The organism is Parabacteroides sp. B2-S-102, from assembly GCF_023656665.1.
Classification (GTDB): domain Bacteria; phylum Bacteroidota; class Bacteroidia; order Bacteroidales; family Tannerellaceae; genus Parabacteroides; species Parabacteroides distasonis.
Genome location: NZ_JAMOKM010000032.1, coordinates 19221 through 31909, shown reverse-complemented (window position 1 = coordinate 31909; position 12689 = coordinate 19221). Strand labels below are relative to the sequence as shown.

At 44.6% G+C, this 12689-nt stretch carries 11 protein-coding genes; 7 read left to right on the top strand and 4 right to left on the bottom strand.

All coding sequences use genetic code 11. The features are described from left to right. Positions 1-322 precede the first annotated feature (322 nt). From NBH07_RS21690 to miaB, 3 genes are all read right to left on the bottom strand, one after another. Positions 323-961, bottom strand: coding sequence for a nucleotidyl transferase AbiEii/AbiGii toxin family protein (locus tag NBH07_RS21690; protein WP_009017957.1), 639 nt, complete (start codon positions 959-961; stop codon positions 323-325). Further along, on the bottom strand, positions 958-1290 hold the full coding sequence (locus NBH07_RS21685; protein WP_009017956.1) for a hypothetical protein: 333 nt from the start codon (positions 1288-1290) through the stop codon (positions 958-960). The genes NBH07_RS21690 and NBH07_RS21685 overlap by 4 nt, the downstream gene beginning before the upstream one ends. Before the next feature lie 147 nt (positions 1291-1437). Next, a complete protein-coding gene (gene miaB / locus NBH07_RS21680) occupies positions 1438-2811 on the bottom strand; it encodes a tRNA (N6-isopentenyl adenosine(37)-C2)-methylthiotransferase MiaB (protein WP_005853885.1) in 1374 nt (457 codons plus the stop codon). Between the two features lie 260 nt (positions 2812-3071). Between miaB and NBH07_RS21675 the strand changes: the two genes are divergently transcribed. From NBH07_RS21675 to NBH07_RS21645, 7 genes are all read left to right on the top strand, one after another. Then, complete coding sequence (locus tag NBH07_RS21675) at positions 3072-3527, top strand: hypothetical protein (RefSeq protein WP_156682723.1); 456 nt, start codon at positions 3072-3074, stop codon at positions 3525-3527. A gap of 101 nt (positions 3528-3628) precedes the next feature. After that, the gene (locus tag NBH07_RS21670) at positions 3629-5125 is read left to right on the top strand and encodes a butyryl-CoA:acetate CoA transferase (protein WP_005867081.1); all 1497 of its coding nucleotides are present in this window, start codon (positions 3629-3631) and stop codon (positions 5123-5125) included. Between the two features lie 179 nt (positions 5126-5304). Continuing rightward, positions 5305-6492, top strand: coding sequence for a phosphate ABC transporter permease subunit PstC (pstC, locus tag NBH07_RS21665; RefSeq protein WP_156682722.1), 1188 nt, complete (start codon positions 5305-5307; stop codon positions 6490-6492). Between the two features lie 8 nt (positions 6493-6500). Further along, positions 6501-7388 (top strand): phosphate ABC transporter permease PstA, encoded by an 888-nt coding sequence (gene pstA, locus NBH07_RS21660; protein WP_005867077.1) that lies wholly within the window; start codon positions 6501-6503, stop codon positions 7386-7388. Between the two features lie 15 nt (positions 7389-7403). After that, positions 7404-8156, top strand: coding sequence for a phosphate ABC transporter ATP-binding protein PstB (pstB, locus tag NBH07_RS21655; protein WP_005867076.1), 753 nt, complete (start codon positions 7404-7406; stop codon positions 8154-8156). Between the two features lie 38 nt (positions 8157-8194). Next, positions 8195-8869 carry a phosphate signaling complex protein PhoU gene (gene phoU, locus NBH07_RS21650; RefSeq protein WP_005853873.1) on the top strand — a complete coding sequence of 225 codons (675 nt, stop codon included), beginning with the start codon at positions 8195-8197 and terminating at the stop codon, positions 8867-8869. Positions 8870-8909: 40 nt separating this feature from the next. After that, on the top strand, positions 8910-10124 hold the full coding sequence (locus tag NBH07_RS21645) for an OprO/OprP family phosphate-selective porin (RefSeq protein WP_156682721.1): 1215 nt from the start codon (positions 8910-8912) through the stop codon (positions 10122-10124). An 83-nt stretch (positions 10125-10207) separates the two neighbouring features. Here the strand turns inward: NBH07_RS21645 and NBH07_RS21640 are convergent, their stop codons facing one another. Continuing rightward, positions 10208-12637 carry a glycoside hydrolase family 95 protein gene (locus NBH07_RS21640; RefSeq protein ID WP_005853869.1) on the bottom strand — a complete coding sequence of 810 codons (2430 nt, stop codon included), beginning with the start codon at positions 12635-12637 and terminating at the stop codon, positions 10208-10210. Positions 12638-12689: the final 52 nt, after the last annotated feature.

Here is a 12689-nt window from a genome sequence, read left to right as displayed (position 1 = left end):
TTGATAATAAGAATGAAGAAGATGCAATTTCTCTTCTTCGCTGTAATGCTCATGTTTTTTGCGCATAATAATTACACATTTTATTGTTATTGAATGTGTCTACCTATATCAGCATAAGACAAATAGTGAACGGCTGCATTTAGTGGTTGAAAAGCAGTAAATAGTGGTAGATACAAGCTGATAGTGGTAGATGTTTATTATCTACCACCATTCAACAAATTTCTTATAATTAGATACTTATATAGATAATGGCAGATATGGTAGATGATTTAGTTTTTTTCATTTCTATATATAACCCCATTCGCAAGAATGTTGCAGCAGTTTATAATAAACAAGACTTTATATAATCTTCTATTTCTTGAGCAGTTACAGCATAAGTCGGTGCAAGTTGTTCAAAATGGGAGTCTCTTGTAAAACGAGAGCCGTTGGTGAGCATAGCCAACAGGTTTTTGGATTTCAATTTATGTCCAGAGTAAGTGAGGGCTAAAGATACCAAATCATTGATAGGTACACCAGACTTTAAGATGGAATAAATATCATAATAATCGCGAAAATTACTCCTGCGCAGCAGCACCTCCATCTTCATAGCTCCAATAGACTTTACATCTGCCAATCTGAGATTATTCAGATATTCCACAGGCATACTGACAGGAGAATATTTGGGGCAGGCATAAAACGAGAACTTTACTCCAGACACTAAATATTCCACATGGTCTATATCTAAAATGTTCTTATGCTGAGTGTCACCTATTGCAGCGAGCTCTTTCTCTATCTGATACCATGCCACTTCCATTTTCTCTGTTTTAGAAGTACGCCATTTCATAAAGTCCAAGTCCTCACTTTGCCGAGTTCCCATTTGCAATGACAAAGCAGTGCCACCTACCAAGAGATAGGGTTTGATGCAGTCCAGCTTAGAGACAGCTTCAAAAACTTGCAGCGTGTGTGGAGCTAAACCTTTCATGCAAACATTTTATTAAGGTGGCGAGTAGCCATAGACTTTATATAAGCATCTGGCTTCTTTGCCTTGAAATAATACCATGCGAAGAAACGATTCAACGTGTAGAGATATTCCGCTTGGGGAACAAGATAATCCAGCCACACCTGCTTGATTTTCTTGAAAGGATAAATTAGAAACAGTTGGTTTATTTCTTCCAAGTCAAGATGCAACAAAGTTTTCTCTATCAGCATATCATCTGGAATATCCTTGATAGAGTTTTCGTTGTACGACCAGAAGCAGTGTTCTTGCTTCAGTTTCGCCAATAGTTCTTGTTTTACCACATCTCTTGACATAACTTCCTGTTTTAGAATAACACAAATTTAGTGATTATTCTTGTCAGAAGCAAATCACAATAGAGAATGTTACATTGTGAATAAGATTTTTAAATAAGAGAAACGCCAATATCGCTCGAAATGGAACGTATTGGCGTTTTCTTTTTCTTATTCCTCCACAGGTTCCCCGAACAGGGTAGCCGAGGAAGCCTTATGGATCTTGACTTTTATGAATTGACCTACATGATAGTTCTTCTTGTCAAAGATAACCACCTTGTTTTGGCTGGTTCGTCCGAACAATTGCTCACGGGAACGTTTCGAGAATCCTTCTATCAGAACCTCGAAAGTCTTGCCTATATCCCGCAAGTTACTTTCCTCGGACAACTTATTTTGCAAATCGATCATACCTTGCAAACGGCGTACCTTCTCTTCTTCCGGCACATTATCCTCCAAATGGCTAGCGGCATATGTACCCGGACGTTCGGAATATTTAAATAAGAAAGCACTATCATATCCCACTTCACGCATCAAGGATAAAGTCTCTTGATAATCCTCCTCGGTCTCGGAATGGAAACCGCAGAATAAATCAGTCGAGATAGCGCAATCCGGTACGATACGACGGATCGCCGCTATACGGTCCAGATACCATTCACGAGTATATTTACGATTCATGACCTTCAAGATGCGACTGCTGCCGGATTGGGCAGGCAGATGGATAAACTTACAGATATTGTCGTTCGCGGCAATCACACGTAAGGTATCATCGCTCATGTCCTTCGGATGGGAAGTCGTAAAACGAATTCGCATATCGGGAACCTCTTTCGCCACACGATCCAACAAGATCGGGAAGGTTATGGTCTCACCTTCTTTCTCGAAAGAATAGGAGTTTACATTTTGTCCCAACAACGTAACTTCCTTAAAGCCTTTCTCGTGCATATCCCGTATCTCATTCAAGATACTCTCGATATCCCGGCTACGCTCGCGTCCTCTTGTATAAGGTACGATGCAATACGTACAAAAATTATTACAACCGCGCATAATAGACACGAAACCGGAGATATGTACGCCCGGTAACTTCAAAGGAATAACATCCTTATAGGTCTCTTGGGTAGAAAGCTCCACGTTGATCGCTTTCTCTCCGTGCTCTACCGCTCCCACCAAGTTCGGCAAGTCCAGATAAGAATCCGGTCCTACCACCAAGTCGGCATGATGCACATGGATCAGGTCTTCCTTCACTCGTTCGGCCATACATCCCAATACACCGACAATTAATGACTTCTTTTTCCGTTTTAAAGACTGGAAATACTGTAGCCGCCCATAGATTTTCTGTTCGGCGTTGTCGCGTACGGAGCAAGTATTCACGAAGATGGCATCCGCCTCCTCGATATTCTCCGTCATACTATAGCCATCCATCTTCATGATAGAAGCTACAACTTCGCTGTCCGCCACATTCATCTGACAGCCGTAGGTCTCGATAAACAACTTTCGTTCATCGCTTTGGGTAGCGGATTTTAAGTCCACACCGTTTTCTTGATTTACCATACTATATGTTAATAGAATTTAAATAAGCAAGATTCTTAAAAATAATTACGCAAACGCTTGCATAGTTCGAATCCCACCGTTATATTTGCATTCGAAAAACGTAAATTTTTTCATAGTTAAGGTTTTGGTTAAATCGAATAAGGGTGGCTGTGAAGTTACCCTTATTTACTTTTATACCTATCTGATGTTTTATATACTCCCATCTTTTCACTTCTCAATTATTCTTCTTACATTTGGAGGTGCAAAAATAATCAAAGTTTATGGATAACGTAGGAGATTGGTTATATATTGTTTTCCTGATTATCGCCGCGGTCAGTGGCTTATTCAGTTCGAAAGACAAAAAGAAGAAGAGTCGTCCCGATATATTAGGACAACCCGACAGGGAAATTGTGCCCAATGACCAGCCTACGGAAGGAAAAGGCTTCTGGGAGATACTGGAGGATATACAAAAGGAAACGCAAAAACCTAAGTCCGCTCCCCGACAAAAGCAGGTAAAGCCAAAGGTTGAGAAACCGCAAGTCGTAACCTCATCGCCTGCCTCATCTCCATTCCTTTCCGCCGAGAAGAATATCCCGAATCATATCGCGACCCGGCCATCCGTAAGGATGAGTGCTATCGAGGAAGAACCGGGGCTTATGCCGGAAGATACCTTCAGAGACATCGAGGAATTGAAGAAAGCGATCATTTGTGCGGAGATTCTAAACCGGAAGTATTAATTTACGCCACACTTATATTCGATTCAGCGTAATTTTATGTAAGTTTGCGCCCGAAATATTGAACAGTAAGTATTTACCTAAAAACATAAAAACTAATTATCATGGCATTAAAATTCATTACAGCTGAAGAAGCCGCATCTTATGTGCATCATAATGACAATGTTGGTTTCAGTGGTTTTACACCCGCAGGATGCCCGAAAGTCGTTCCCGGAGCTATCGCCCGGAAGGCAGCGGAAGAACACGCTAAAGGTAACCCTTTCCAAATCGGTATGTTTACCGGTGCTTCTACCGGTGATAAGCTAGACGGAGAATTGGCTCGCGCTAACGCCATCAAATTCCGTACACCGTACCAATCGAACAAAGACTTACGTGCCGCATTAAACGCTCATCAGGCACAATATTTCGATTTGCACTTGTCTGAATTGGCACAAAGCTTGCGTTACGGATTCTTGGGTAAGATCGATGTAGCGATCGTAGAGGCTGCCGATGTTACTGAGGATGGTGAGATCGTTCCGACTTCAGGTGTTGGTATCTTACCTACTATCTGTCGTATGGCAGACCGTATCATCGTTGAGTTGAACTGCCGTCACCCGAAAGAAATCCGCGGTATGCATGATATTTACGAGCCGGCTGATCCTCCTTTACGCCGTGAGATCCCTATCTACACTCCTTCTGACAGGATCGGTAACGATTGTGTAAAAGTAGACCCGGCTAAGATCGTTGGTGTGGTAAGGACCGATGAGCCGAATGAAGGTGGAAAATTCTCTCCGCTGGATGATGTTACGATGGCGATCGGTAAAAACGTTGCGGACTTCTTGGTTAGCGAGATCAAGGCCGGCCGTCTTCCGAAAGAATTCGTTCCATTGCAGAGTGGCGTAGGTAACGTGGCTAACGCAGTCTTGGGCTGCATGGGAGCTAATGAGTCTATCCCCGCATTCAATGTATATACTGAGGTTATTCAAGATGCGGTTATCGAATTGATGAAACAAGGTCGCGTTAAATTCGCCAGCGGTTGCTCTTTGTCCGTAAGTAACGAGGTGATCCGTGAGATCTACGCTAATCTTGATTTCTTCAAGGATAAGATCTTGCTTCGTCCGCAAGAGATCTCAAACAATCCGGAGGTTGCCCGCCGTTTAGGTTTGGTTGCGATCAATACGGCTTTGGAGGCTGATATCTTCGGTAATATCAACTCTACACACGTATCCGGTACTCGTATGATGAATGGTATCGGTGGTTCCGGCGACTTTACCCGTTCGGCTATGTTGTCGATCTTCACGACTCCGTCTACGGCGAAGGATGGAAAGATCAGCGCGTTCGTACCGATGGTATCTCACTTGGATCATAGCGAGCACTCCGTGAAGATCATCATCACTGAATATGGTGTAGCGGACTTACGCGGTAAATCTCCGATCCAACGCGCTCGTTGTATCATCGACAATTGTGTTCACCCGGATTACAAACCGTTATTGGAAGAGTACCTCGCTATGGGTATCAAGGGACATACGCCTCAAAACCTGAAATGCTGTTTCGCTTTCCATGAGGAACTAGCGGCCAGCGGAGATATGCACAATGTGGATTGGAGCAAGTATAATAAGTAATACAAACATATTACAGGCATAATTCATAGGGCATGGGTTCAACCGAACTCATGCCCTATTCTCATAGCAGACAATGCGTAATACATTTGTAATAATTTTGAAACAATTCTTTCAAGCGGGTTTAATCTCTCCTTAATATAGAGGCTCTTTCTTTGCAGCAGAATAAATAGGCAAAGATTGTGAGAAAGTTTATAGAAAAATTAGTGGAAGGAGGATTCTTGATCAGTGGAAGCGTCAGTAGCTTTACGATCTTGTTGATCATTGTCTTCTTATTTAAAGAGGCCGCAGGTCTTTTTAACAGCCCGGAGGTAGAGGAAGGATATATATTGGCCGTGAATCAAGAAAATCCGGTCGAACATTTGTCGCCCGAGCAAATCATGGATGTCTTCGATGCCAATATCACCAATTGGGAAGATTTAAACGGAGAAAATCAAGATATACTTGTCTTCCGTTTCTCGGACCTAACCAACTATTATACGGAAGAAGAGCTAGGTGAAGAATTTCAATATGTTCCCGAGAAAATCAATGAACTTATCCATAAAGAGCCGGGGATTATCGCATTCTTTCCGAAACAATACAAGTCGGAGAACTTTACGGGAAAAATCATATCGGGAGCCACGATCAAGCCTTCGGAATTCTTTGGAGGGACGAAATGGTATCCGACCTCAACTCCCGCTCCGATCTTTGGGCTGATCCCTCTATTACTAGGCACACTGTTGGTAAGTATAGGTGCGATCGCCTTATCCCTCCCCTTCGGAGTAGCGGTAGCGATCTATATGGCAGAGATCGCCAATACAAAAACACGCAATTTATTAAAACCGCTTATCGAGTTGCTGGCAGGTATTCCCTCAGTCGTTTATGGTTTCTTCGGATTGGTGGTGATCGTTCCCCTTATCCAAAAGACCTTAGACCTTCCGGTAGGAGAGACCGCTTTCGCCGGAAGCGTGGTTTTAGCGATCATGGCGTTGCCGACCATCATCACGGTAGCGGAAGATGCTATGCGAACTACCCCACGAGCCATGAAAGAGGCTAGCTTGGCATTGGGAGCCACGCAATGGCAAACTATCTATAAAGTAATCATCCCCTACTCCATATCCGGTATCACGTCCGCCGTCGTATTAGGTATAGGACGTGCGATCGGTGAGACGATGGCCGTATTGATGGTAACCGGAAACGCCGCCGTTATCCCTACCTCGTTCTTCGAACCGGTACGGACAATTCCTGCCACGATAGCGGCGGAATTGGGTGAGGCTCCCGCAGGTGGAGCACATCACCAAGCCTTGTTTATGCTGGGAGCCGTGTTGTTCCTCATCACCTTGGGGTTGAGCATCGCCGTAGAATATATTTCATCCAAACGTAAAATTTAATTAAAGATATGGCACCTATTCAACATTTAGGGAATATAGACAAGAGAAAACGGGCCTCTCAACAGGTTGCTTTCGGTTTCTTTTCTTTCCTGAGTTATTTGGTCGTAGTGATCTTATTCGTAATACTGGGATTCATTATCTTAAAGGGAGCGAGCGTGATCAGTTGGGATTTCCTGACACAAGCACCCCAAGAGGGCATGACCTCCGGGGGGATTTTTCCGGCTATCGTAGGTACACTCTATTTAGTGATCGGAAGTAGCTTGATTAGTTTTCCTATCGGCATCATGAGTGGTATTTATATGAACGAGTACGCCACGAACGGAAAACTCATCCGTTTCATCCGTATCATGACGAATAACCTAAGCGGTGTTCCTTCCGTTGTTTTCGGGTTATTCGGTATGTCTCTATTCGTAAGCACCTTGGGATGGGGAGACTCTATTATAGCGGGTTCGTTTACCTTGGCGCTAATGTCCTTGCCACTTATCATCCGTACGACGGAAGAGGCTTTGAAAAGTATCGATGATTCTTTCCGCCACGGTAGCCTAGCGTTAGGGGCTACGAAATTGCAGACCATCCGCAGGGTCGTGCTACCGATGGCGTTCCCCAATATTATTACGGGATTGATTCTTTCGATCGGGCGTGTGTCCGGAGAGACCGCTCCTATCCTTTTTACGGTGGCCGCTTATTTCTTGCCACAATTACCGAAAAGTATTTTCGACCAATGTATGGCATTACCTTACCACTTATATGTTATCTCTACAAGCGGTACGGATATCGAGGCTTCCCGGGGGATGGCTTATGGCACGGCACTCGTACTGATTGTCATCGTATTATTAGTAAACCTTTTGGCAAATGCCTTGCGTAGTTATTTCGCCAAGAAGGTAAAAATGAATTAAAAAAATAAGACAATTATGATAAAGATTGATGCTAAAAACGTAGACTTTTATTATGGGGATTTCCATGCGTTGAAGAACATTTCCATGGAGATAGAGCCGAATACGTCCACCGCTTTCATCGGACCGTCCGGTTGCGGAAAGTCTACTTTCCTCCGCCTGTTCAACCGCATGAATGATTTGATTCCGGGCACTCGCATGGAAGGTCAGATCCTGATTGATGGAAGAGATATCTATACGAAAAGTGAGAAAGTGGATCGCTTACGTAAAAACGTGGGGATGGTTTTCCAGAAACCGAATCCTTTTCCTAAGACGATTTATGAGAATGTCGCTTATGGCCTGCGGGTAAACGGTGTCAACGATGAGAATTATATTGAGGAGACGGTGGTCAAGACTTTAAAGCAGGTTGTCCTTTGGGACGAGGTAAAGGATAAACTGAAAGAATCGGCATTCGCTCTTTCCGGCGGACAGCAGCAACGTTTATGTATCGCCCGTGCCTTGGCGATCTCGCCCTCTATCCTATTGATGGACGAGCCGACTTCCGCGTTGGACCCGATTTCAACCAGCAAGATCGAGGATTTGATACATGAGCTGAAAAATGATTATACGATCGTAATCGTTACCCATAATATGCAACAAGCGGCTCGTGTTAGCGACAAGACCGGATATTTCTATTTAGGGGAATTGATTGAATATGATAATACCCGGAAGATTTTCACCAATCCGGAGAAAGAGTCTACACAGAATTACATTACCGGACGGTTTGGGTAATTGAAAATTAAAAATTGAAAATTGAAAATTAGAAGAGTATGAAGGTTATAGAGCAGGAGATTCATTCTTTAAAAAATAGTATCAGCGAGATGTGGGCATTGGTTCACCAGCAATTATACAACGCAGGGGAGGCTATGCTCACCGGAGATAAGGAACTCGCTTATAAGGTAATTAGCCGGGAACGCCGGGTAAATGCTTTCGAGCTAAAGATCGACAGTGATTGCGAGGATATCATCGCCTTGTACGCACCGGTAGCGATCGACCTACGTTTCGTATTGGCGATGTATAAGATTAATACAAACCTAGAGCGTCTGGGAGATTTCGCAGAAAGCATCGCCCGTTTCGCAGGAAACCTTCCCGAGGGGGAACCGATTGACCCGCAACTGGTCAAGGAAACCCGGGTAGAAGAAATGCTGTCGGAGTTATTAAGCATGATCTCACTCACCAAAGAGGCTTTTGAGAAAGAAAGCTCAGAGATCGCTTCCCGTATCTTCTTGAAGGATAATTTGATCGATGAGATCAATCATAATTCTACCGCTATTATCGCCAAATATATAGAGGAGCATAAAGGTAGCGCATTGGCAGGGTTATATATGGCCGGTGTTATCCGGAAAATGGAACGTTTCGGAGATCATTGTACGAATATAGCGGAAGAGCTCATTTTCTATCTGGACGCTAAAGTCATGAAGCATATGGGCAAAACCGAGCAATAATTCGTATCTTCGCGGCCACTTTAATAATTAACATCAGTAAATGAAACGACTCACAGTGGCTTGGCTGTCGGCCTTCTTATTTATCGGTTCCGCGTTAACGTCTTACGCTCAGACAAATTCTCCGATCCCAGAGCGGGATTCTTCTTCGGTATCTCTTTTTGAATACGCGATTAAGATTCCGAAACGCAACAAGGTTTTCAATCTGGACTTGGAGATGCACGCAGGATTCAACGCGGACTTTTTCTCGGGGAAGCTGGATGAAGCCGCCTTTCGTTTCAGGGATGTCAAAATTGATGTTACCGGAGAAGTGAACGATCGGTTATTCTATTGGTATCGCCAAACGCTGAATGGCGGTTATGAGGGACAAGCCTTGGAGAATTTGAATGAGTCGATCGAATATGCGTATATTGGCTATAAACTGAATGAGCGTTTTACCTTAACCGCCGGAAAACAAGATGTGTTCTACGGTGGTTTTGAGTACGACGAGAATCCTTTGCTTATTTATGAGTATAGCGATATGAATGAATACTCCCTTTGCTACCTTACGGGAATCGGGCTGGGGTATCAGCCGAATGAGTCACAAGAGATCCGCTTACAGGTGACGAACAGTCGTATGGGATCGATGGAAGATGAGTATGGACGTCTGCCGGAAGGATTTAAGAAACCGAGAGTTCCCTTGTTTTACACATTGAACTGGAACGGTAACTTTCTGGATGAGTTGATTCATTTACGATACTCCGTATCCGCTGCGGAGCAAGCCCAAGGGAAATATATGTATAGCGTCTTTACCGGTCAAAGTATAGAGGCCGGACCGGTCTATGCTTATTTCGATGTCATGTATTCACGGGGGAAATTAGATCCGTTAGGATTATTGACCGAATTGACTCAGCCCGAAGTCGCCGGAGAAGAGGAACCGGAACCACCGGTTCGTATGCAAAACATCGATTATCTTTCGCTGGTGGGAGAAATACAATATCGTTTTCATCCCAAATGGCAACTATTCGCGAAAGGAATGTATGAAAGCGCATCGATCTATAAAGCCTACGATACTTACGAGAAAGGAAAATACCGTACGGCATGGGGGTATCAAGGAGGACTAGAGTTCTATCCGATGGCCGATGATAATCTACATATCTTCTTGACCGCCATAGGTAAAAAATATAACCTCTCTGAACGAGCGAAGGCGCTCGATGCCTCTTTGGACGACACCGCACGCCTTTCGATCGGTTTCATTTATAGATTACCACTATATTGAATAATGTGCCAATGTGGGTAATGTGCCAATATGCCAATTAAATGGATATATTCGCAGGGCACATTGGCATATTGGCATATTATTCACATTATTAATATCAATTCGTCTCCTTGTTGCAAATCCACCGTTAGCATTCCATCGATTACGGGTAAAGATACTGGTTTCTGATTTTTCTTGAGACTTAGGTTCGCTGAATTTGCCGGAAGCTTGATCCGGAAAATACCCGGAACGATCGCTTTCAATCGAGCTTCCGTCAGCAGACCTTCCGTCCATTTAGCCGACACCTCTCCGCCATTCCGGACTTTCAAACCGCTAAAGCTTCCGTTTTTCCAAGCGGAAGGCAAAGCCGGCAAAAACTCGATCAATCCGGTTTGACTCTGTATCAGCATCTCCGCGATACCCGCCGTGCCTCCAAAATTACCATCGATTTGGAAAGGAGGATGGGCACAAAACAAATTAGGATAAGAACCTCCTCCCTTCACCTCCTTCGTATGCTCATCTACGCAAGGACGTAACAAATCACCCAACAATTTATAAGCATGATCGCCATCCTGTAAACGAGCCCAGAAATTAATCTTCCAAGCCATCGACCAGCCCGTGCTTTGATCACCACGGACCTCCAAGGATTTACGAGCCGCCTCAGCCAACTCTGGCGTATGCTCTATCGATATCTCATTCCCGGGATAAAGCCCATATAAATGAGAGACATGACGATGGGTAGGCTCTACCTCCTCATACGGCTCGAGCCATTCCATAATACGGCCGTCTTTACCGATCGTCGTTGGCATCAAGCGATCTCGTTTCGCCGCCAACTCAGCAGCGAACGCGCTATCCACGCCTAAAATCCCGGCGGCCTCAATGGTATTCGTAAATAATTCCCGCACGATCTGATTATCCATTGTCGATCCGGCACAAATACTCACGACACTTCCGTTTGGCATTTTATAAGCGTTCTCCGGAGAGGTCGTAGGTGCCGTCACCAGATATTTAGTCCGGGGATCTTGCACCAACATATCCACAAAGAATAGGGCAGCCCCTTTCATCGTCGGATAAACATCCCTCAAATACGCCTTATCTAATGTATACTGATAATGCGTATACAAATGCTCGCATAGCCATGCGGCGGATGTATTCGTCGCTCCCCACGATGGATGTTCGCCCGGGGCGGTAAACTCCCAAACATTACCTAAAATATGGGTAACCCATCCCCGTGCGTTATAAAAAGCCTTGGCCGTGCGTTCGCCGCTAGGGACTTGCAGTTTCGTCCATTCGATCAGCGGAAGGTGCAACTCGGAGAGGTTCGTGACCTCCGCAGGCCAATGATTCATCTGTAAATTAATATTTAGGTGATAATCCCCGTTCCAAGGCGTATGAATCGTATTACACCACAAGCCTTGCAAATTCGGGGGCAGTAATCCCTGCCGGGTCGAGGAAATCAATAAATATCGACCGAACTGGAAATATAAAGCCGCCAATCCCGGATCGTTCTTATCTTGAGCGAAAGCGGCCAAACGCTCATTGATCGGAAGATGATCCCTTTCGCCTCTTCCCAAATCCAGAGAAACCCGATCGAACAGGGAGCGATAAGCAAGTGTATGTTCCCGGCGCAAGGTGGAGAAATCCTTAGATTCCGCTTGCGATAAGTATTTTTCCAAGGATTGTCCGGCGCCGTCTTTATCGAAATAATCCGTACCTAAACTTACCAAGATAATCGCTTCCGAGGCACTTCGCACCGACAGACAGCTATCTGTCGTAGCCAAATCTCCTCCCTTCGGCAAGACGATACGGACACGAGAGGCGAAACGCATCCCTTTCATCTCCAACGTATCCACCCCGTCCGGCAGTTGTCCCCGCATCAGCAAGTCCTTTCCGTCCAAAGAGATCGTCGCATGTTCCGGACGATTCATACCCAATGAGAAATTCAAAGCCCGATCCGTATCCGCTACCAAATGAATCACTCCCAGATCACCGGAAAAAGAGGTAAACATTTCCCGTTGATAATTCACATTCCCCCTTTTAAAAGAGACGGAAGCGATAGCCTCGCTTAGGTTCAACCGCCTGCGATACTCAGCGATAGAATCCGATTCATTCGGATACGTATATTTCAGCACTAGATTTCCGAATAATTGGTAACTCCCATACGGAGCGTTCGCACCGTCACCCAGATTACTTCCGGTCCCTTTGCAGACGAAAGTTTTATACATCAAATCCTGTGCCTCGTCATTCCGTCCCTCAAATAAAAGGCGACGAATATTCGCCAAAGAATAATACGCATAAGGATTGTCCGTATCTTGCTTACTTCCGGACCACAGGGAGATCTCATTCAGGACAACATTCTCCCGCTCAATACCACCATCCGGCATCATACCGATACGGCCGTTTCCCAAAGGCAAAGTTTCTTCCCATATCTGCGCTGGTTGATCAAAATAATATGAGACCTCCTTCCCGGTCTGCATATCCGGCAAATTACAACCGAAAAGGAACGATAACAAAATCAAATAAAGTCCTTTCATATTCATACGATTATTCCTTGTTATTGTTTTTCCATCAAAAGCCGAAGAGGCG

What these genes read in the sequence shown, in the direction of transcription:
- pstB (WP_005867076.1), top strand. Translation starts at nt 7,404, where the DNA reads ATGATAAAGATTGATGCTAAAAACGTAGACTTTTATTATGGGGATTTC.
- NBH07_RS21675 (WP_156682723.1), top strand. Translation starts at nt 3,072, where the DNA reads ATGGATAACGTAGGAGATTGGTTATATATTGTTTTCCTGATTATCGCC.
- NBH07_RS21670 (WP_005867081.1), top strand. Translation starts at nt 3,629, where the DNA reads ATGGCATTAAAATTCATTACAGCTGAAGAAGCCGCATCTTATGTGCAT.
- phoU (WP_005853873.1), top strand. Translation starts at nt 8,195, where the DNA reads ATGAAGGTTATAGAGCAGGAGATTCATTCTTTAAAAAATAGTATCAGC.
- miaB (WP_005853885.1), bottom strand. Translation starts at nt 2,811, where the DNA reads ATGGTAAATCAAGAAAACGGTGTGGACTTAAAATCCGCTACCCAAAGC.
- NBH07_RS21685 (WP_009017956.1), bottom strand. Translation starts at nt 1,290, where the DNA reads ATGTCAAGAGATGTGGTAAAACAAGAACTATTGGCGAAACTGAAGCAA.
- NBH07_RS21640 (WP_005853869.1), bottom strand. Translation starts at nt 12,637, where the DNA reads ATGAAAGGACTTTATTTGATTTTGTTATCGTTCCTTTTCGGTTGTAAT.
- NBH07_RS21645 (WP_156682721.1), top strand. Translation starts at nt 8,910, where the DNA reads ATGAAACGACTCACAGTGGCTTGGCTGTCGGCCTTCTTATTTATCGGT.
- pstA (WP_005867077.1), top strand. Translation starts at nt 6,501, where the DNA reads ATGGCACCTATTCAACATTTAGGGAATATAGACAAGAGAAAACGGGCC.
- NBH07_RS21690 (WP_009017957.1), bottom strand. Translation starts at nt 961, where the DNA reads ATGAAAGGTTTAGCTCCACACACGCTGCAAGTTTTTGAAGCTGTCTCT.